Source organism: Caballeronia sp. dw_276 (assembly GCF_018449635.1).
Taxonomy (GTDB): domain Bacteria; phylum Pseudomonadota; class Gammaproteobacteria; order Burkholderiales; family Burkholderiaceae; genus Caballeronia.
Window position 1 is genome coordinate 103,681 of record NZ_JAAVUV010000003.1, and the last position, 19,163, is coordinate 122,843.

Here is a 19,163-nt window from a genome sequence, read left to right on the forward strand (position 1 = left end):
TCGGGGAACAGCTTGGGGCAAAGTGCTTTTGCGCCGTGTACTGCGCAATGTCCTGCTAAACACTGCAAGCGCTTGATACGAGATGGAATTATACCCGCCGGGGGCTTTCGGCCTGCGTCGGCCGGTCATCATGTTTTATCATGTCCGCCGCTACGCGACGGCTTATCCGAATGGCCGGGTTCGCCGTTGATCTGTTCCTTCTCGCTTTATTCGCCGCACAGCAGGAGAGTTTCTTGAAATCGCCGCTTCCACCTTTGCCCGGCTCGTCCGGCTTGTCGCGCCGTGCGTTCGCTCTTGGCTGCGCATCCGCCGTGCTCAGCGCCTGCACCACGGCCACCACGTCTCAATCATCGTCCAGTGCTTCGACAACATCGGGCGTCTCGCCGGCATCGCCAATTGCAACAACGCCGCAGCGGCCCGTTCGCATCGGCTTGGCGCTCGGCGGCGGCGCGGCGCGCGGGTTTGCGCATATCGGTGTGATCAAGGCGCTCGAGGCACGCAACGTAAAGGTCGATTTGCTGAGCGGCACGAGCGCAGGATCGGTGATCGCGGCGTTATCGGCGTCGGGCATGAACGGGATTGCGATCAACAAGCTCGCGCTCACCATGGACGAAGCGTCGATCAGCGACTGGGCCATGCCGTTTCGCACGCGCGGTTTTCTGCAGGGCGTGGCGCTGCAGAACTATTTGAACAAGACGCTCGACAACAAGCCGATCGAGAAGATGGCGAAACCGCTCGGGATCGTCGCGACCGATCTCAAGACCGGCCAGCCGATCCTGTTCCAGCGCGGCAATACGGGCATTGCCGTGCGTGCGTCGTGCAGCGTGCCGTCCATCTTCGAGCCGGTGAAGATTGGCGGCCACGAGTACGTTGACGGCGGACTGGTAAGTCCGGTGCCGGCCGCTTTCGCGCGCAAGATGGGCGCGGATTTTGTGATCGCGGTGGATATTTCGGCGCGCCCGGAAACAGCGCTGACCCAGAGTTCGTTCGACGTCCTGATGCAGACCTTCACGATCATGGGCCAGACCATCAAGGCCTATGAACTCGATAAATACGCCGACTTCGTCATCCGCCCGAATCTGGCCGCCATGAGCGGCAGCGACTTCAGCCAACGCAACGCCGCCATTCTGGCAGGCGAAGAAGCCGTCGCCAGAATCTGGCCAGACTTGCAGCGGCAACTGGCGGCGAAAGGCGCTGCCGTTTAACAAAGGCAGCGCCCGGACGCTTTAGTGAGAAGGCGCGTCGCGCAGCGCCTTCACCTTTGCCGCGGTGACATCGCCGGGTTGGCCGCCCCAGGTTGATCGAAGGTAGTTCGCGAGTTGTGCGAGCTCTTCGTCGTTGAGCGTTTTTGCAAAGCCCGGCATGGCCTGCAAGCTCTCCGTACCCGGGAAGGCCGAAGCGTCCATGCCGTCGAGCATCGCGACGAGCAGGTTGCGCGGGTCGCCTTGACGCAATGTGGAGCTGCCTTGCATCGATACCGCCACGTGCGGCTTGCCCTCCCCTCCAAGTCCGTGACATCCCGCGCACAGCGCAACGTAGGTGTTACGGCCGGCGGCGACCTGAGCGGCATCGGCGGAGCCAGGCTGCACCGGCGTGGGCGGCGGCGGTGCATCGCCGAGCAAGTAGACCGACATCGCGCGCAAGTCACCCGGCGACAGATATTGCGTGCTCAAATACACCACAGGATGCATTTCGCCGAACGCAGGACCCTGGCGGCTGATTCCAGTCGCGAAGAACGTTTGCAGATCCGCGCCGGTCCAGCCGCGCGCCACAAGGCCAGCGGGTGTGATATCCGGTGGAACCACACGACCGAGATCCGAACCCTGCAGCGCCTTCGCTCCGTTCATCTGTCCGAATACGCCGCGCGGCGTGTGGCATTCGGCGCAATGCCCTAGCGCGTTCGCGAGATATTTCCCGCGCGTCCAGTCCGCCGAAGTCCCGACCGATGCATCCGGCAGGCTGTCTTTCAGGAACAGCATGTTCCAGAACATCACCGCAAAACGAACGTTGAACGGGAACTTGAGATCCGCTTCGCGGTTCGGCACGGCGGCCGGCTTTTGCGCCATCAAGTACGCATAGATCGCATCGCTGTCCGCGCGCGTCATGGTCCGGTACGACGTGTAGGGCATCGCCGGATACAGTTGTTTGTCGGGCGCCACGCCGTCGTGCAGCGTCTTGTAAAACTCGGCCGCGCTCCATTTGCCAATACCATGCTTGGGGTCTGGCGTGATGTTGGTGCCGTAGAACGTACCGAATGGCGAGCCGAGCCGTACGCCGCCCGCAAACGGCGCGCCGCCGGCAAGCGTGTGGCACGCGGCGCAATCGGCGGCCTTCGCGAGATATCGGCCGCGCGCGATCTGTTCGGGCGTGGATGTACGCGTATCGACGGGCGCGTTGTCAGTCGCCTTGCTGCACGCCGCCAAACTTGATAAGGCCGCAATGCACAAAGCCAGGGCGCCAAGCCGGAGTAAGAATGTCGTGCTCATGCGGAATCCTTGACGAGCCCTGGCGTATTCATCACCACGTCCTTCACCGCTTCGTAATAGCGCACATAGCCCGTGCACCGGCAGATGTGATTGTCGAGCGCCTTCATGATCTCGCTATCCACTGACGCCTTCGCGATCGGTTCGCGCTTCAACCGCTCGATGAAAACCGTCGCCGCATTCACGAATCCCGGCGTGCAGTAACCGCATTGGAAACTGAAATGCTCGAGGAATTTTTGCTGTACCGGCGTAAGCTCGACGACCTCGCCTTGCTCGTTTTTCGTGCCGTGGCCTTCGATGGTACGGATCTTCTTGCCATCGAAGAAATGCGCGCCCGTGATGCACGAACGCACTTCTTCACTCGTGCCGTCGGGCTTGTCGAGAATTACCACGCACGCATGGCACACGCCCTGCCCGCAGCCGAGCCGCGAGCCCGTCAAGCCGACATATTCGTGCAGGAAATCGATCATCATCAGCCCGTCGGGCGTCTGGATCGGGCCGGTCGCGACACCGTTGATGGTGAGCGAAAGAGGCTTCATCTGGATCATGCTGGTTTGATTGGGGGCCGTCATGCGAGCGCCTCCTGAATGTTTTGAGGCGTCACCGGCAAGTCGTTGAACCGATGCCCTATTGCGTGCGCAATGCCGTTGACGATCGCGCCGACGACCGGAATCATCACCACTTCCGCGATGCCCTTCGGTGGATCGGTTTCTGACAGCGGCGGCAGCACTTCGCCGGTCTGGGTCCAGACGGCGACGTCGCTCGCACGCGGCAGGTGATAGCGGTTGAAATTCCAGGTGCCGTTGCCGGGACCTTCTTCGTAAAGCGGCAGGTACTCATGCAGCGCATGACCAATACCCATCGCCAGACCGCCCTGCAATTGACCCGATACGAGCTCCGGCGAAAGCATGTTGCCGCACTCGACGATCGAATGATGCGAGAGCAGGTCCACGCGGCCGCTCGCTTCGTTCACCGCAAGCTCGACCAGCGTTCCGACAGCGCTGTAATACGTCACAGCCGCGTTGTTGCGCTGAACCGGCGCGATGAAAACACGCTTGCGATTGACAGCGTGATAGGCAGGAACGGGCGCCTTGGCTTCGTCCTTCTTGGGCTCACCTTCGCCGAAAAGCAGCGACAAACCATCTACCGGCAAGCGCTCTGTGACGCCGCGGATATCGAACTCCGCCTCGCTCCATTGCCACCGGTTGAAGACGTGCACGACCGCGCCCGTGACGAGGCCAAGATCGTGGGCCTTCTTCGCAAGCTGTTCGAGCGGCAAGGGTTCGAGACCCGCCGCCGTCAGCTTGCCTTCGACCCAGCGCGCATCTTCGCGGCGAACGACAAGCGGCGCGGCCTGACCGCCGCCAATTCCGCCGCCCCAGATCGACACGGCCGCCGGCCACAAGCCCTGCGTGAAGACGACGCGCGCCGCCTCGTGCGTGCTGTGCGTGAAATAGAACGCCGAGTTTGTCGCACTCGAAGGCGATGCCAGTTCCGGCGTCCATCGCGGATTCGCCGACGCTTTGTCCTGCTCGGCCTGCGACATCATGTATGGATCGCCGCTCGTGATCATCGGCAATTCGGGCCAGTCGACAATCGCCATGCGGACTTCGGTCGCGGGCTTGCCGAGCCACTTCGCGCATGCGATCGCCTGCGAAGTGGAAATGCCGGTGCCAATTTCCGCAGCGGTGTGATGCAGCTTGATCGTTCCGTCGGCCGCGATCTCGACCTTCGCAAACGATGCCTCCGCGCCCGTCCCAAAGTCCTTTTGCGTGCACGCGAATCCCACGCCGTAGCGGTTGCCCGCATGCGTCAACTCGTACTCGGCCTTCTTCTTCGCGCGCTCGGTCCAAAGCGGATGGAGCTTGGCCTTCTGCAGGACTTCATCGACACGGATTGCGCCCGCCGGAATCGCGCCCTGCGTGTTTTTCATGCCTGAACGGAGCGCGTTTTTCAGCCGGAAATCGATAGCATCGACTTCAAGTTGGCCGGCCAGTTCATCGATCAGCATCTCGGTTGCGGCCATGGTCTGCAACGTGCCATAACCGCGCGCGGAGCCTGCGTCGATTGCGCGCGACGCCGTCGCCACGCCTGTCAGATCACTTTTCGGGAAGTAGTAAATCGATTGCGCGGCTGATGCGCCAACCATCGCCACCGATGGCGAAAAATTGGAGCGCCCGCCGCCGTTGACTTCAAGCTCGGCATTGAACGACTGCAGCATGCCGGTCTGTTTATCGACGCCAATCCGGTAATGCATTTTCGATGAGTGCCGTTTGATCGATGTCTGAAATTGCTCGTATCGATCAAAGGCGAGGCGCACAGGGCGGCCGTCGCCATACATGGCGGCGACGAGGCCGTAGAACGGCACGTTGTAATGATCCTTGGAACCATAACCAACGGTCGATACCGGATGCACAAACAGGTTCTTCACCGGGAAACGGCATTTGGCGGCCATTCCCGCCGCGCTTGCGGCGACTTCGGTCGGGCCTTGCGTCGGCACGACCATGTGCAGCGATTGCGTCGATGCGTCGTACCAGCAATTCGCATTGTCGGCTTCGAGCGCGGCTGTATCGATGGATTGCGTGGTGTAGTTGCGAGCGAGTACGAGCCAGTCGGCCGGTGGATGATCCAGCTCGTCGCGCAGCTTTTCAGCGTGGAACATGCCCTGCTGATCGAGCTTGCCGCTTGCACTTCCCTCCGACCAGACCGGTTCATGTTTGCGCATCGCGCTCGGGAACAGCATGGTGTCTTTCAGGCTCGAGAACGTATCCTCGTCGTATGCCGTCGCACCACCTACGCGCACGAACCGGAACGTGCCCCACGGATCGCGTTCGAGCGGCCCTGTCTTCGCTCCGTAGCGGATGATTTCATCGTGGAACTGGAGCTTGTCCTTCGCGAAGCGAAAGCGCGCGAAATCGTGATAGATGAGCATTGCGACCGCATGGCCCAGATAGGCCGGCGTCTTGCCCGGAGGCAAGAGCATGTCGTCCCCATAAAACGCGGGGAACGCGAGACCATCACGCGCCAGATCCTCCGCCGTGACGATCCGGTCGGGTTTCAGTTCATCGCCAAGAAGGCTGAGATCAAACCCTTCATACGTCCGGTCGGCCTGCGTCGTGCGCAAGATGAACGCGTGAGATTGTTGATTCGGCCAGTGCGGCATGTCGGCGGCGCGCACGTCGCGGGCAAAAACTTTCGACCCGGTAACTTTCGCGATCCCGTCGATACGGAATTTCGCGCGGCCGTTCGCCATATCCCACTGGATCGGCGTGAGCACTTTCTCTTCAAACAACGCGGCGAAAGCGCGACTGCCAAGCGGCGCAATGATGACAGTCAGCCCTGCAACGCTCGCCTTAAGGAAACCGCGACGCGATCGGTCGAGTTCTCCCATATCACTCTCCTCACCCAGCGGCTCGACGCCCCCAGGTCACATTCATTCGAATTTCGGAATATGTTTCGGATTCCGAAATTATTAACTTTCTGAACCAGCCGTTTTATTCGTTTCGATGGAAGAATGACGGGATGAAAAAAACGCTTCCGATCCTAAACGCACTTCGAATGCTCGGGGTGCAAGGATTTGCATCAGCCTGTTTCGAATTTCAACGTGCGCTTTTATTCACTTCGAAACGCTTTGACTGCGTTCGCGTAATTGACTGCGACGGGGAGCCGCAGCGACGGTGAAAAGCTGGCGATTGTACGTGGCAAGGTTGCTTGCAGGCAGCGATACGGGTGTCAAGTTTTGTGCTTAGCCGCGTGGTACGAATGACCAAGGCTCGACCAACGACAAAAGCCCGCCTTCTTTTGGAAGGCAGGTTCGGCTACCGACCGGCGTGACGCCAGCCGGCATATCATTTCGAATCGCTTAGTTGTCCGCGTTGCCGCCAATGGTGGCGCTAACTCGCTGGCGCAGATCCACGCCATCGATCGGGAACGTCGCTTCAATTCGACGAGCGCCCGTATAACGCTTTTCCCAATAGCTGTTGTCCATGTCGTCGACACGGATCGTGCTGCCCGTGGACGGCGAATGCACGAACTTGTTGTCACCAATATAGATGCCGACGTGGGAGAACGACCGGCGCATCGTATTGAAGAACACGAGATCGCCCGGCTTCAGCTCGCTCACGCGAACCTTCTCGCCGACACGGCTCATCTCTTCAGCGCGGCGCGGGAGCGTCATGCCGAGCGTGTCCTGGAACACGTAACGCACGAAGCCACTGCAATCCAGGCCGGAATCAGGCGTGTTGCCGCCCCAGCGATAGCGCACGCCGATCATGTTGAGCGCGCCGACGACCACGTCGCCTGCTTTGCTTGCCATGCCGGAGAGGAAGGATCGCGTGCCGCTGTTAGACGTGGCGGACGGGGTCGTGGATGAGGTGCTTGTCGCGTTGCCTGAACCTGCAACGGGATAGATGTCATTAGCTGCTTTCGGCGACGAAAAAATGCTGTTGCCAGCATTTTGACTTGAAATGTTGACTTCGTCGGCGAACGCACCGCTAGCTGCTGTCATCATCAGGCCGATCAACATGCTGGCTGCTGCGCGCGCGCATGTCTGAGTCAAGGTCAATGGCTGCATCGGTCGGTAAGTTTGGGGTGAAAAAGTCTGAAAAATCAGGATCATGCGGAAAAAGTTTGCTCGATACTAGCCAGATATTATTTACATGTCAAAAGGCATAGAAAAAAACAATTGAGATGAGCACCTAATTGGTGAAAATTAGGCCACGATCGCTGCTTTCAGTAACTTTCTTGTGTAATCGTGGGATGGCGCGGCAAAAATATTCTCCACATCACCGGTCTCGACGATAGTTCCATTCTGCATCACGACCACCCTGTGCGCCATCGCGCCGATGACCTCCAGGTCATGGCTGATGAAAACGTAGCCCAGGTTGTACTTCCGTTGTATATCGGCAAGCAGACGCAAAACTTGATGTTGAATAGAAACATCGAGTGCGCTGGTGGGTTCATCGAGGATCAGGATGCGTGGTTCGAGCACCAGGGCACGGGCAATTGCGATGCGCTGCCGCTGGCCGCCGGAAAACTCGTGCGGGTAGCGATTCAGGCACGTCCGGTCCATCCCGACCTCGCGCAGGACCGCGATCACCTTCGTGCGGCGAGCGGTGGCATCGAGTTCCGGGCGATGCAGCGCGAGCCCCTCCCCTACGATCTGTTCAATAGTCTGGCGCGGCGAGAGCGAACTGTACGGGTCCTGAAACACCACTTGCATGTTCGAGCGCAGCACGGTTTGTTCGCGGCCGCGGTAATCGGCGAGCGCACGGCCCTGGAACTCGACCTTGCCATGTGAAGTGCGCTGCAAGCCGAGCAGGGCCATTGCCAGGGTGGATTTGCCGGAACCCGATTCACCGACAATACCAAGCGTCTCACCCTGCCTGACGGTCACGGAGACGCCGTCGACTGCCTTGAACGCACCGCGCCGGAACCACCCGCCCACGCCCGCGATCTTCGTGGCGAATTCCACCGATACATCCTTGGCGTCGAGCAAAACCGGCGACAACGGCAAGACCGGCAAGACCGTTCGCTCCGGTTTGCTTTGCAGCAAGCGGATCGTGTATGGATGCTGCGGCGACGCGAAAATCGATTCCACCGCGCCGCTTTCCACCAACACGCCCTTCTCCATCACGGCCACGCGCTGCGCGAATTTGCGCACAAGGTTGAGGTCGTGCGTGATCAGCAGGACGGCCATGCCGCGTGACGCGGCTTCGTCGCGTTGAAGTTCGAGCAGCAACTCCACGATCTGTGCACGGATTGTGACGTCGAGGGCGGTGGTGGGTTCATCGGCGAGAAGCAGGCGCGGACGGCATGCAAGCGCCATTGCGATCATCGCGCGCTGGCGTTGGCCGCCAGAAAGCTGATGCGCGTACCGGTCGATGCGCTTTTCCGGTTCCGTAATGCCCGTGCGCGCCAGCAGGTCGATCGCGCGGCGGCGGGCGTCACGGGCCGATACACCATCGTGCAGCACGATGGTTTCGATGATCTGGTCGCCTATGGTGAAGAGCGGGTTGAGCGCTGTCATTGGCTCCTGGAAGATCATCGCGATGTCGGAACCGCGAAGCTTGCGCATTTCCGCTTCGCTCTTCGAGAGCAATTCCTGGCCGTCGAAACGGATCGACCCGGTGAGATCAGCATCGCGCAGAAGCCGCAGGATGGACAGTGCCGTCACGCTCTTGCCCGATCCGGACTCGCCAACCAGCGCCACGCGCTCGCCGGCTTCGATCTTCAGGCTGACGCCATCGACGGCCATGGTGTCGCCAAAACGTACCCGCAAATCCGCGATATCCAGCAACGGCGCGCTCATTTCCCTCCTCCGGCCTTGATGGCATCGGAGATGCGGGTGTCGAGCGCGTTGCGTAGCGCATCTCCCATGAATGTGAGCAACAACAAGGTCGCGACCAGCACGCCAAACGTCGATAACGATATCCACCACGCGTCCAGATTCGCCTTGCCTTGCGCAAGCAATTCGCCAAGCGATGGCGTGGGCGAAGGCACGCCAAGGCCGAGAAAGTCCAGGCTGGTGAGCGCGAGAATCGCGCCGCTCATGCGAAACGGTAGAAACGTAATAACGGGCGTGAGGCTGTTGGGCAGGATATGCCGCCAGATGATTTGCGCATTTGACAAACCCATTGCCCGCGCCGCGCGCACGTAGTCCTGCGTGCGATTGCGCAAAAATTCGGCGCGTACGTAATCCGACAAGCCGATCCATCCGAAAAGCGATAGCAGCACCACGAGCAGCAACAGGCTCGGCTCGAAGATCGATGCAAAGATGATCAGCAGATACAGCTCGGGCAACGCGCTCCAGATCTCGATCAGGCGCTGGCCGGTCAGGTCGGTGCGTCCGCCGAAATAACCCTGCACGGCGCCGGCAAGCATGCCGAGCACGGTGCCTATCGCGGTCAGGACCAGCGCGAAGATCACCGATACCCGAAAGCCGTAAAGCAGCCGCGCGAACACGTCGCGGCCGCGGTCGTCCGTGCCGAGCCAGTTTTCACGCGATGGCGGCGCCGGGTTCGAACCCTTCGAAAAATAGTTGAGCGTGTCGTAGTAATAGTGATTCGGCGGATAGACGGCGAAGTTGCCGCCCTCGCTGAAACGGTCGCGAATGTACGGATCGAGATAATCGGCCGGCGTCGGGAAATCACCGCCGAAGGTGGTTTCTGAATACGTCTTCACCAGCGGGAAATAGAGCTGCCCCTGATAGCGGACGACCAGCGGTTTATCGTTGGACCATAGCGGTCCGGCGAGGCTGATCGCAAACGCGATCACGAAAATCACGAGGCTCCAGTAACCGAGCCGGTTGCGCTTGAAACGCTGCCAGACGCGCCGGCCTGGCGTGATCGATACGGGCGCGCTCAATGGTTGCGCGTCGCTGTCGCGGGGCGTGCGGAGCATGGACTGGTTCAACTCAACGCTCCAGTTGTTCGAATTGAATGCGCGGATCGACCCAGACGTAACAGAGGTCGGAAATGAGCTTGGTGGCAAGCCCGATCAGCGTGAACAAATACAACGTGCCGAGCACGACCGGGTAATCACGCCGCACGACAGATTCATATGAGAGCAGGCCGAGGCCATCGAGTGAAAAAAGCGTTTCGATCAGCAGGCTGCCCGTGAAAAACGCGCCAATAAACGCGCCGGGAAAACCCACGATCAACGGCAACAACGCGTTGCGAAACACATGCTTCCAAAGCACCGTTCGCTCCGATAACCCCTTCGCCCGCGCCGTCAGAACGTACTGCTTGCGGATTTCATCGAGGAAAGCGTTCTTCGTCAGCATGGTGATCACGGCAAAACTGCCGACCACCGATGCAATGATCGGCAACGTGATATGCCACAAATAGTCCGCGATTTTTCCGCCGAGGCTGAGCGTCGCCCAGTTGTCCGAGGTGAGATTGCGCAGCGGAAACAGTTGCCAGAACGAACCGCCGCCGAACAGCACGAGCAGCAACACGCCGAGCACGAAGCCCGGAATTGCGAAGCCGATCAACACGAGCAGACTTGTGGTGATATCGAACGTGGAACCGTTGCGCACTGCCTTGGCAATCCCGAGCGGCACCGAAATCAGATAGGTAATAAAAAACGTCCATAAGCCGATACTGATCGATACCGGCAGCTTCGACACAATCAGCGACCACACGCTTTGATGCCGGAAATAGCTATCGCCGAGGTCGAAGCGCGCGAAGCGGCCGAGCATCAGGAAGTAACGTTGCAACGGGGGTTTATCGAAGCCGTACAGCGCGCGAAGTTGCGCGACTTGCTGCGCGTCCACGCCCGTATGCTGGCGCATGCCGAAGCTCGTGCCTTGTTCGCCGCGCCGCAATTCGTGGACGGCTTGCTCGACCGGGCCGCCCGGCACGAACTGGATCACGGCGAACGTGAGCGTGAGCACGCCGAGCAAGGTCGGGATCATCAGCAAGATGCGTTTGAGGATGTAGCTCCACATAAGCGGCGGTCCGGTTGAAGGCTTTAAAGTTACTGCGCTGTCTTGAACCACCACGTCGATGTGATCCAGTCCTCGGCGGTGTAGTACAGCGGCAAGGTCGCCGGATACGCGAGCGTGTTGCGATACGCGACCCGGTGCGACGCCGTGTACCAATGCGGGATCACATAGTAGCCGTGCATCAGGACCCGGTCGAGCGCGTGGGTGGAATCGAGAAGCTGTTCGCGCGTTTGCGCGCCGATCAGCGTATGCACGATCGAATCCACCGCCGGCGACTTCAAGCCAATGTAATTGTCCGAGCCCTGCTGATCCGCCGACTTGCTGCCAAATCGTGTCTCCTGTTCCGTGCCCGGAATCTGCACGTCAGGCATGCGGATGCTGGTCATGTCGAAGTCGTAGGCGTCGAGCCGTTTCTGGATCAAGGCGAAGTCCACCAGGCGGAAGTTCGCCACGATCCCAAGCTTCTGCAAATTGCGCTGGAACGTGGCCACAACCGGTTCCATTGAAGCGCCGCCGCCCGAGTCGTCCAGTATTTCGAACACGAACGGATCGCCCTTCGCGTTGCGCAAGGCGCCATCGCGATACGTCCAGCCGGCATCGGCGAGAAGCTGGCGCGCCTTGATCAGGTTTGCGCGCAATGAACCGGGCGCGTCGGTGCTCGGCTGTTTCACCATCGGACCGAAGACAGCCGGATCGAGTTGGGCGCGCAACGGCGACAGGATCGCAAGCTCGCCCGGGCTCGGTGTGCCGGTCGCCGCGAGATCCGTGTTGGCAAAAAAACTGTCGATGCGCGTGTACTGGTTGAAGAACAACTGGCGGTTGAGCCACTGGAAATCGAAGGCGAGATCGAGCGCCTGCCTGACACGCACATCGTTGAAGATGGGACGACGCAAGTTGATGAAGAAACCTTGCATGCCGGTGCCGTTGTGATTGCGGAATTCGTGCTTGATCAGCTCGCCGTTATCGAAGCGTTTGCCGATGTCACGCCGTACCCAGTTGCGCGCGATATATTCCACGAGCGCATCGTATTCGCCGGCCTTGAACGCTTCCAGCCGCGCGACACCGTCCGAATACAGCTTGTAGTTGATGCGCTCGAAGTTATACGTGCCCACGCGCACCGGCAACGCGCTGCCCCAATACGCCGGATTACGCTTATAGGTGATCGTGCGGCCGTTGTCATATTGTTCGATGAGATACGGCCCGCTGCCTATTGGCTTCTGGAACGCGAGTTGATCGAAGGGAACGTGGCTGCCGTCCGGCTTCATGCCCCACTTGCGCGAAAACACCGGAATCCCGCCGGCGATGAACGGCATCTCGCGCGTGCGCTCCTTGAACTCGAAGCGAATCGTCAATGGATCGACGATGACCGCCCGCGCTATCTGCCCGAAGTACACCGAATATTGCGGCGCGGCCTGCGGACTCTTGAGCGTCTCGAACGAATACTTGACGTCATCGGCGGTGACCGGGTCGCCGTTCGAAAACCGTGCTTTCGGGTTGATGTGGAACGTGGCAGAAAGTCCGTCCGGCGCGACGCTGATGTCATCGGCAAGAAGACCATAGGCAGTCGACACTTCGTCAAGGCTTCCCGTCGTCAGGCTCTCGAACATGAAGCCGAGACCGGGCGCCGAATTGCCGCGCAGCGTGAAGGGGTTGAATTTATCGAAGCTGGTCAGCCGGTTCGGATTGGCGAGAACGAGCGTTCCGCCGCGTGGCGCGTTGGGATCGACATAATCGAAGTGCTTGAAACCAGCCGGATACTTCGGCTCGCCATACTGCGCGATGGCATACACGGCGAATGCCGGATGGGAAACCGCAAGCGCGCCAAAAGCAACAGCCAGACTTGCGAACAGTGGACCGAGGACCCGTCGGGAGCCAGTCGTCATGAGTGCCTTTATGCGTACCATTCAGCGATGATTGAAAAAAACGTCCTGCCGGCATTGTCTGCTATACCCGGTTAGCAGCGGCAGGGGTCCGGCAATGTGAGAGAATTCTACTTAAAACAACTGTCCCGGGCATTGTAACGAGGCGCACACGCTTCTCGCGCCGCAGTCGCGCCGTCATTTCGGGACGAGTGCACTACTGACTTCTTAAGGAGCATCATGGGATTTCTCGCTGGAAAACGGATTCTGCTGACGGGCTTGTTGTCGAACCGGTCGATTGCCTATGGCATTGCGGCGGCTTGCAAACGCGAAGGCGCCGAACTCGCTTTCACCTACGTGGGTGAGCGATTCAAGGATCGCATCACCGAGTTCGCAACGGAATTCGGCAGCGATCTGATCTTCCCCTGCGATGTGGCAAGCGACGAGGAAATCGACGCCCTCTTCACCTCCCTCAAAGGACGCTGGGACACGCTCGACGGACTGGTGCATTCCATCGGTTTTGCGCCGCGCGAAGCGATTGCGGGCAATTTCCTGGATGGCATGACGCGCGAGAATTTCCGCATCGCCCATGACATTTCCTCGTACAGCTTCCCCGCGCTCGCGAAAGCCGCCCAATCGATGCTTTCCCCCGACGCCTCCTTGCTCACGCTCAGCTACCTCGGCGCCGAGCGCGCGATCCCCAACTACAACACAATGGGTCTGGCGAAGGCATCGCTCGAAGCCAGCGTGCGGTATCTGGCCGAAGCGCTGGGCGATAAAGGCGTGCGTGTGAACGGCATCTCGGCCGGCCCGATCAAGACGCTGGCCGCGAGCGGCATCAAGAGCTTCGGCAAGATCCTGGAGTTTGTCGAGAACAACGCGCCGTTGCGGCGCAATGTGACCATCGATCAGGTGGGCAACGTGGCCGCGTTCCTGCTGTCCGATCTAGCTGCCGGGGTGAGCGCGGAGATCATCCACGTCGATAGCGGCTTTAACGCCGTGGTCGGCGGCATGACGCCTCAGGCCGCCGCGGAGTAACGTCCTTACCCCGAAGCTTTGCCTCGCAGCAAATCAAAAGGCCGTCCCGCGTAACCGGGACGGCCTTTTCTTTGTACGACGTGCGCGCGCTTATCTGCGGTGATCGTTTCCGTGTCCGCCGCCGTGGCCATTCCCACCGCCATGACCGTTGCCGCCGCCATGACCACGCTGCGGACCGCCGTAGTAGCCACGACCGCCGCCATTGTGCCGATACCAGTCGTCACGCGCCCAGTAACGCCGGCCATCGTAGTACCGGTTTCCGTACCAGCCGATCACAACCGGAGGCGGCGCATACACTGGCGCCGGCTGATAGACGACTGGCGGAGGCGGAGGCGCGTAATACGGCTGTGGCGCCACATAAACAGGCGCCGGAATTCCAATATTGATACCCAAGTGCACGCCGCCCGCATGGGCCGCGCCCGACAAGGTAACGAGGCATATTCCGGCAATGCCGGCAAGACTGCGGATGCTTCTGATGGTGTTCATGTAAAGGCGTGCCTCGAGCCGTCATTGTTCAGGTGGAAGCGAATATAACGGATAGACGCTGATCCAGTATTTCAACTTTGTAAGAAGTTCGGCGATGGCGGTATTGTCTGCGGAAAGCTTACTCTTTGTTACATGCCCTAAAGTGGCAACCAAGCAGGCCAAGAGCGACAAAACATTCCGCTAAACCAAAGGCCATCCGGCTTACGCCGGATGGCCTTTGGTTCCGTGCCAATCATCGAGTGTCGACTGCTCAATGCCAGCCGCGATGATCGCCGTACCGCGGACCGCCACCATGATGTCGATACCAATCGTCGCGAGCCCAATAACGGCGGCCGTCGTAATAACGATCGCCGTGCCAGCCAATGACGATGGCAGGTTGTGCATACACCGGCGCCGGCGCATAAACAACCGGCGGTGGGGGCGGCGCATAGACCACGGGCGGTGGAGGCGGTGCATAAACCGGTTGCGGCGCAACATACACCGGGGCAGGAGCAGGTACACCGAGATTGATACCCAGCCGGACTTGCGCGGTTGCCGCGCCAGACAGTCCCAACGCCCCGACAGCCACAACGCCTGCAAAAATCGATGTCTTTAACTTATTGTTCATTTGAAGCCTCAACGGAATCGGTTTCGTTGAGAGAAATCTTAGCCGAACAAGCCGCCGGGATTGTTTCAAGGCAGTAACTCCGAATTACGACCAACGACCGGATGTGACATAAAATTTCACATGACAAGTTCCGCAACTGCCGGTTTCAAAGGTATGGCCAGCGCGGCTATGCTGGCATCGGCTGATAGAATGAATGTCATCTGTCACCGTTTATCTAACATCTGCGTCCATGGTCCGCTCATACGACCCGCGTGTGGCCGCAGATATGCAAACTGCCCAGAGGTCATTGAGCTTGCCGCCAACGCTTCCCTTCGCCGTTCGCCATTACCTGGCCGTGATTTGCGGAACCGCGCTCATTTTCCTGCTGACCCTGGTCGCAAATGAATGGATCTTTCGGCATTCGGAGTTCGTGCGAGGCGTCAATTGGGTCTACTTGCCTGCAGGAATGCGACTTCTCTGCACGTTGTTATTCGGAGGTTTGGGCGCGAACGGTATATTAATGGCGTCGTTGATTAGCTGCTTCTTCTACTATTTCCCGAATGACCCGGTGCATGCCACGTTCGTTGCCATTATCTCGGCGCTCGCGCCATATCTCGTATATCTATTTGCTATACGCCGACTTGGCCTGCGGCCGTCATTAGTCAATTTAACGGCAGGAAGGCTTCTCTTTCTCGAATTGCTCTATTCGTTGGTCGGTCCGGCAATGCAGCAAATGTGGACCGTACTGAACGGCAATGCAGAAGGCGCTGCGGAGCGGTTTGCGGTAATGGTGGTCGGCGACCTAAGCGGCACGCTGATCATTGTGTATGCGCTTAAGTTCGGCTTATGGCTGATAACACGATTTCATAGATCCGCGCACGAAACATCGCGCTAAAAGAACAAAGCTAACGCCTAAGGTTTTGTCTGTATTTATGATGCATCGTTACCCTGCCTTTTGTCAGCAGGGTAACGTGCACTTTTTTATACTCTCAGGACTAGTAGCGCTACCCTATTACGTCGATAGAGCGCCCTCTTTCGATAATGCTAGCATTTTATTATCAAAGTGATAAGTGATTTTAAAGTCTGCGACTCATGCTTCGCGCAGGGTTTTAAGTCTTTACGTAAGGCGTGCGCAAGCTTCTTCCAGCGAATGCTATGATTGACGGACGCTTCCCGAGTCCGCGGCAATGGCAAAAAAACACCTTGTTGATACCTATTTGCGCTTCCTGAACCTGGCTCAGGCCGTTCAGGCGTTGCCCACTGTTCCGAAACTCGACGCCGCCGAGGAACGTCTGCTCGAAGCGCTGACCGCCGCCTGGCACACGGGGCATTCGCTGACCGTCACGGAAACAATGGCGCTTTCGGCGGCGGGCGCGCCGGCAACGGTGCATCGCAAGCTCGCCCGGCTGCGGCAGGAAGGGCTCGTTTCTGTCGATGAATCGAGCACCGATCTGCGAACCAAAACGGTCGTGCCCACGCGCAAGGCGCTCGACTATTTCGAAAAGCTGGCCGACTGCCTGGAAGAAGCGAAGCGAAAACAAACCTGATTGCGCGAACGATCGGCAATCACGTGCCTCACGCGAACCGCGCTTCCAATGAGACAATCCGCGATTTCGAAGGAACACACGATGATCGACGGCCTCGTTTCCGGACGGCTTTACGGTACGGCACAAGTGCGCACCGGCCAGCATGGCACCCATTTCGTCACATGCCGGGTACGCGCCGCGGCGGGCGATGGCGAGAGCCTGTTCATCAATGTGATCGCGTTCGACGATATTGCCAAGGAAGCGCTGCAGGCGCTCGATGACGGCGACAGCGTGTCGCTTGCCGGCGCCCTCACACCGAAGGTCTGGACCGACAAGCAAGGCAACGCGAAACCCGCGCTGGACATGGTCGTTCACGCCGTGCTGACCGCGTACCACGTCCAGCAAAAACGCCGCACGGTGCGCGGTCAGCCGGAGATCGGCGCGGATCAGGACGACGTTCTGGACGACTTGTAAATCATCGACACCGGTTTTCTCCAGCCTAACGATTCAGGGAAAGCACCAGCGGGTGGTCGCAGAAGATGTGGTTTTCATAGACCTGACCGTGCTTGTGGCGAACGCAGTCCACGCCTTCGAAACGCAGCGGCACATCGCCGTGCGTGCCCGTCGCGATCCATCGAATGAAAACCGTGTCGCCACGGCTTGCGTGATCGGCGACTTCAAGCCTGAAATCGGGGACACGGCGCAGCAGTTCATGCAGCGGACGAACATACGCTTCGACACCTCTCAGCGGCGCATCGCGCCCCGGCCAATATCCCTCGATATCTGCGGCAAGCTCGTCTGTCGGCTTGCCGAAATCCGGCGCTGCCCAGAACGCCGCGTATTTCTCGACGCTCCAGTCGCGACCCATCAACGCGCTATCGATAAAACCCGTGATGCTGGCGAAGCGTCCATCGACGCAGAAATCACCGATATCCGTGCCGCTTGCAAACTGCCGCCCGGTTGCATCGATCAAACGCCAGCTGAAGCGCACCGTCTGGCCGGTCGCGTCGATTCCGCCAACGCGCTGAAAGCTCAAACCCGGCATGGAAGACTGAAACGCGCCGATCATGTCGGCGAAGCCTTTGGGCCCGGTGCTGTTCATCATCGGGTCTAGGTAGCGTCCGTTTTCCAGCAGCACTTGCGCGGCCAGCGTTTCGCGGCGCGCTGCATCCGTCTCGTTCCAGGCATCGATATAACGGCCCACCAAAATCTCATGCTCGGTCATGATGCTCTCCTGTTTCCAACGTGAATGACGTGTGGCCGGACCGGATTGGCACGGCCTGGAAGTCATCATCGGGAGAGGCGTGCGGCGCGTCGATTACGCTTGAGGTAATGGCCGCATGCACGGCGCTTTGCTAAGGTAAGGACATGAACACTCTGAGCTCCACGGCCGTATCTGGGCCCCTATCTATCGGAACCTTGATCAAGCATTGGCGCGAACGGCGGCGCATGAGCCAGCTATTGCTTGCAAACGAAGCGGAGATTTCGAGCCGGCATCTGAGTTTCATTGAAACCGGGCGCGCCGCGCCGAGCCGCGCGATGGTGCTGCGTCTGGCCGAATATCTCGACGTCCCGCTGCGTGAACGCAATCAATTGCTTACGGCCGCCGGTTTCGCGCCCGTGTTTCAACAGCGCTCGCTCGACGATCAATCGATGGCGCCCGCCCGGCTCGCCGTCAAGCAAGTATTGAAGGGACACGAGCCCTACCCCGCGCTTGCAATCGATCGACACTGGAATTTGATATCGGCGAATGGTGCGGTCGCGGCGCTTATCGCCGATGCCGATCCTGCCCTGCTCCAGCCGCCAGTCAACGTGCTTCGCCTGAGCCTGCATCCACGCGGGCTGGCTTCGAAGATCGTGAATCTCGGGCAATGGCGAAGGCATTTGCTCGAACGGCTCGACGGCCAGATACGCGCAAGTGGTGACACACAGCTGATGGCATTGCGCGATGAATTGGCAAGCTATCCAGGCGCTTCAAACGACGACCGGACAATGGAATCATCCATCGCCATTCCGTTCGTGCTGAGCACGGCGGCCGGACGTTTGTCGTTCATCTCGACAACACTGGTGTTTGGCACACCGGTCGATGTGACGTTGTCGGAGCTGGCCATCGAAATGTTTTTCCCCGCCGATGAAGCGACAGCCGCCGCGTTGAAGCGCTAGCGACCGGCGTGAAGCACGTGAAACCGGAAAAGGCTGCTGGTACGACGAGGAAACAAGGCGCTGATCAGCTTATCGGCGCGACCGGGACTTGCACCTCTACGTGCTTTCCCGACTTCAAGAAACGGCGTCCAAACTGCAGGACCGGTTTCTCGATGAACCTCCAGGACAGACCCGCAACGATCACGGTCAACCTTTTCATCGGCGTGCTCCTTCCGGCTCCGGGCGCTCGGGGCGAGCGCTCAAACCGCGACGATCCCATTTCGGAAATCGGGCGTCGGTTAGCTAACGAACGAAGCGCGCGCGACGCACAGCAGCCGGAAACAAAAACGCTGAAAAGATTCTCTGCAAAGCCGAAAAAACAAAACCCCGTAGATCGTTAGATCTACGGGGTTTTTGACCATCTTCTGGCGGAGACGGAGGGATTCGAACCCTCGATCCAGGTTTTAGCCCAGATGCTCCCTTAGCAGGGGAGTACCTTCAACCTCTCGGCCACGTCTCCTGCACTTTCTGCCGCGCGGGAGTCAGCGCGACGAAGCCAAGATCATAGCGGGTTAGCGGCTGTGGGTCAATTTCATG

At 59.4% G+C, this 19,163-nt stretch carries 18 protein-coding genes and 1 tRNA gene; 7 read left to right on the forward strand and 12 right to left on the reverse strand.

The features are described from left to right. Positions 1–233 precede the first annotated feature (233 nt). Positions 234–1,205 carry a patatin-like phospholipase family protein gene (locus HB633_RS06365; protein WP_255580782.1) on the forward strand — a complete coding sequence of 324 codons (972 nt, stop codon included), beginning with the start codon at positions 234–236 and terminating at the stop codon, positions 1,203–1,205. Positions 1,206–1,226: 21 nt separating this feature from the next. Here the strand turns inward: HB633_RS06365 and HB633_RS06370 are convergent, their stop codons facing one another. The 8 genes from HB633_RS06370 to HB633_RS06405 all read right to left on the reverse strand — a co-directional run bounded on the left by HB633_RS06370 (position 1,227) and on the right by HB633_RS06405 (position 12,812). Then, on the reverse strand, positions 1,227–2,486 hold the full coding sequence (locus HB633_RS06370; RefSeq protein WP_213777292.1) for a c-type cytochrome: 1,260 nt from the start codon (positions 2,484–2,486) through the stop codon (positions 1,227–1,229). Next, complete coding sequence (locus HB633_RS06375; RefSeq protein WP_213777293.1) at positions 2,483–3,055, reverse strand: (2Fe-2S)-binding protein; 573 nt, start codon at positions 3,053–3,055, stop codon at positions 2,483–2,485. The genes HB633_RS06370 and HB633_RS06375 overlap by 4 nt, the downstream gene beginning before the upstream one ends. Continuing rightward, positions 3,052–5,874, reverse strand: coding sequence for a molybdopterin cofactor-binding domain-containing protein (locus HB633_RS06380; protein ID WP_213777294.1), 2,823 nt, complete (start codon positions 5,872–5,874; stop codon positions 3,052–3,054). Before HB633_RS06380 ends, HB633_RS06375 begins: the two co-directional genes overlap by 4 nt. Before the next feature lie 471 nt (positions 5,875–6,345). Beyond that, positions 6,346–7,056 carry a C40 family peptidase gene (locus HB633_RS06385; protein ID WP_213777295.1) on the reverse strand — a complete coding sequence of 237 codons (711 nt, stop codon included), beginning with the start codon at positions 7,054–7,056 and terminating at the stop codon, positions 6,346–6,348. A gap of 138 nt (positions 7,057–7,194) precedes the next feature. Further along, positions 7,195–8,793: a dipeptide ABC transporter ATP-binding protein gene (locus HB633_RS06390; RefSeq protein WP_213777296.1), complete on the reverse strand. Its 1,599-nt coding sequence runs from the start codon at positions 8,791–8,793 to the stop codon at positions 7,195–7,197. Next, entirely contained in the window at positions 8,790–9,884 is a 1,095-nt protein-coding gene (locus HB633_RS06395) for an ABC transporter permease (protein ID WP_213777297.1), read from the reverse strand. The genes HB633_RS06390 and HB633_RS06395 overlap by 4 nt, the downstream gene beginning before the upstream one ends. A 13-nt stretch (positions 9,885–9,897) precedes the next feature. Beyond that, positions 9,898–10,932 (reverse strand): ABC transporter permease subunit, encoded by a 1,035-nt coding sequence (locus tag HB633_RS06400; protein ID WP_213777298.1) that lies wholly within the window; start codon positions 10,930–10,932, stop codon positions 9,898–9,900. Positions 10,933–10,961: 29 nt separating this feature from the next. Further along, on the reverse strand, positions 10,962–12,812 hold the full coding sequence (locus HB633_RS06405) for an extracellular solute-binding protein (RefSeq protein WP_255580783.1): 1,851 nt from the start codon (positions 12,810–12,812) through the stop codon (positions 10,962–10,964). A gap of 216 nt (positions 12,813–13,028) precedes the next feature. On the opposite strand from HB633_RS06405, the gene fabI reads away from it, so the two are divergent. Then, positions 13,029–13,826: an enoyl-ACP reductase FabI gene (gene fabI / locus HB633_RS06410; RefSeq protein WP_213777300.1), complete on the forward strand. Its 798-nt coding sequence runs from the start codon at positions 13,029–13,031 to the stop codon at positions 13,824–13,826. Between the two features lie 90 nt (positions 13,827–13,916). Here fabI and HB633_RS06415 read toward each other — a convergent pair whose 3' ends face one another. Both HB633_RS06415 and HB633_RS06420 read right to left on the reverse strand, forming a co-directional pair. After that, the gene (locus HB633_RS06415) at positions 13,917–14,303 is read right to left on the reverse strand and encodes a hypothetical protein (RefSeq protein WP_346730285.1); all 387 of its coding nucleotides are present in this window, start codon (positions 14,301–14,303) and stop codon (positions 13,917–13,919) included. Between the two features lie 259 nt (positions 14,304–14,562). Then, entirely contained in the window at positions 14,563–14,919 is a 357-nt protein-coding gene (locus HB633_RS06420; RefSeq protein WP_213777302.1) for a hypothetical protein, read from the reverse strand. Positions 14,920–15,112: 193 nt separating this feature from the next. Between HB633_RS06420 and HB633_RS06425 the strand changes: the two genes are divergently transcribed. The 3 genes from HB633_RS06425 (at position 15,113) to HB633_RS06435 (ending at position 16,898) form a co-directional block, all read left to right on the forward strand. Continuing rightward, positions 15,113–15,793 carry a hypothetical protein gene (locus HB633_RS06425; RefSeq protein WP_255580784.1) on the forward strand — a complete coding sequence of 227 codons (681 nt, stop codon included), beginning with the start codon at positions 15,113–15,115 and terminating at the stop codon, positions 15,791–15,793. Between the two features lie 292 nt (positions 15,794–16,085). Next, the gene (locus HB633_RS06430) at positions 16,086–16,445 is read left to right on the forward strand and encodes a winged helix-turn-helix domain-containing protein (RefSeq protein WP_213777303.1); all 360 of its coding nucleotides are present in this window, start codon (positions 16,086–16,088) and stop codon (positions 16,443–16,445) included. An 81-nt stretch (positions 16,446–16,526) separates the two neighbouring features. Beyond that, complete coding sequence (locus HB633_RS06435; protein WP_213777304.1) at positions 16,527–16,898, forward strand: single-stranded DNA-binding protein; 372 nt, start codon at positions 16,527–16,529, stop codon at positions 16,896–16,898. A 25-nt stretch (positions 16,899–16,923) separates the two neighbouring features. On the opposite strand, the gene HB633_RS06440 is transcribed toward HB633_RS06435, so the two are convergent. Further along, a complete protein-coding gene (locus HB633_RS06440) occupies positions 16,924–17,649 on the reverse strand; it encodes a nuclear transport factor 2 family protein (RefSeq protein ID WP_213777305.1) in 726 nt (241 codons plus the stop codon). A gap of 143 nt (positions 17,650–17,792) precedes the next feature. Here HB633_RS06440 and HB633_RS06445 point away from each other — a divergent pair, with 143 nt between their 5' ends. Beyond that, positions 17,793–18,587 (forward strand): helix-turn-helix transcriptional regulator, encoded by a 795-nt coding sequence (locus tag HB633_RS06445; protein ID WP_213777306.1) that lies wholly within the window; start codon positions 17,793–17,795, stop codon positions 18,585–18,587. Positions 18,588–18,739: 152 nt separating this feature from the next. Then, complete coding sequence (locus HB633_RS06450) at positions 18,740–18,967, forward strand: hypothetical protein (RefSeq protein WP_213777307.1); 228 nt, start codon at positions 18,740–18,742, stop codon at positions 18,965–18,967. A gap of 25 nt (positions 18,968–18,992) precedes the next feature. Here HB633_RS06450 and HB633_RS06455 read toward each other — a convergent pair. Further along, positions 18,993–19,086, reverse strand: a tRNA-Ser gene (locus HB633_RS06455). Positions 19,087–19,163 lie beyond the last annotated feature (77 nt).

Excerpts from the sequence above, each read along its gene's own strand:
- HB633_RS06370 (WP_213777292.1), bottom strand. The coding sequence starts at position 2,486 with ATGAGCACGACATTCTTACTCCGGCTTGGCGCCCTGGCTTTGTGCATT.
- HB633_RS06375 (WP_213777293.1), bottom strand. The coding sequence starts at position 3,055 with ATGACGGCCCCCAATCAAACCAGCATGATCCAGATGAAGCCTCTTTCG.
- HB633_RS06380 (WP_213777294.1), bottom strand. The coding sequence starts at position 5,874 with ATGGGAGAACTCGACCGATCGCGTCGCGGTTTCCTTAAGGCGAGCGTT.
- HB633_RS06385 (WP_213777295.1), bottom strand. The coding sequence starts at position 7,056 with ATGCAGCCATTGACCTTGACTCAGACATGCGCGCGCGCAGCAGCCAGC.
- HB633_RS06390 (WP_213777296.1), bottom strand. The coding sequence starts at position 8,793 with ATGAGCGCGCCGTTGCTGGATATCGCGGATTTGCGGGTACGTTTTGGC.
- HB633_RS06395 (WP_213777297.1), bottom strand. The coding sequence starts at position 9,884 with ATGCTCCGCACGCCCCGCGACAGCGACGCGCAACCATTGAGCGCGCCC.
- HB633_RS06400 (WP_213777298.1), bottom strand. The coding sequence starts at position 10,932 with ATGTGGAGCTACATCCTCAAACGCATCTTGCTGATGATCCCGACCTTG.
- HB633_RS06405 (WP_255580783.1), bottom strand. The coding sequence starts at position 12,812 with ATGACGACTGGCTCCCGACGGGTCCTCGGTCCACTGTTCGCAAGTCTG.
- fabI (WP_213777300.1), top strand. The coding sequence starts at position 13,029 with ATGGGATTTCTCGCTGGAAAACGGATTCTGCTGACGGGCTTGTTGTCG.
- HB633_RS06420 (WP_213777302.1), bottom strand. The coding sequence starts at position 14,919 with ATGAACAATAAGTTAAAGACATCGATTTTTGCAGGCGTTGTGGCTGTC.
- HB633_RS06425 (WP_255580784.1), top strand. The coding sequence starts at position 15,113 with ATGTCATCTGTCACCGTTTATCTAACATCTGCGTCCATGGTCCGCTCA.
- HB633_RS06430 (WP_213777303.1), top strand. The coding sequence starts at position 16,086 with ATGGCAAAAAAACACCTTGTTGATACCTATTTGCGCTTCCTGAACCTG.
- HB633_RS06435 (WP_213777304.1), top strand. The coding sequence starts at position 16,527 with ATGATCGACGGCCTCGTTTCCGGACGGCTTTACGGTACGGCACAAGTG.
- HB633_RS06440 (WP_213777305.1), bottom strand. The coding sequence starts at position 17,649 with ATGACCGAGCATGAGATTTTGGTGGGCCGTTATATCGATGCCTGGAAC.
- HB633_RS06445 (WP_213777306.1), top strand. The coding sequence starts at position 17,793 with ATGAACACTCTGAGCTCCACGGCCGTATCTGGGCCCCTATCTATCGGA.
- HB633_RS06450 (WP_213777307.1), top strand. The coding sequence starts at position 18,740 with ATGAACCTCCAGGACAGACCCGCAACGATCACGGTCAACCTTTTCATC.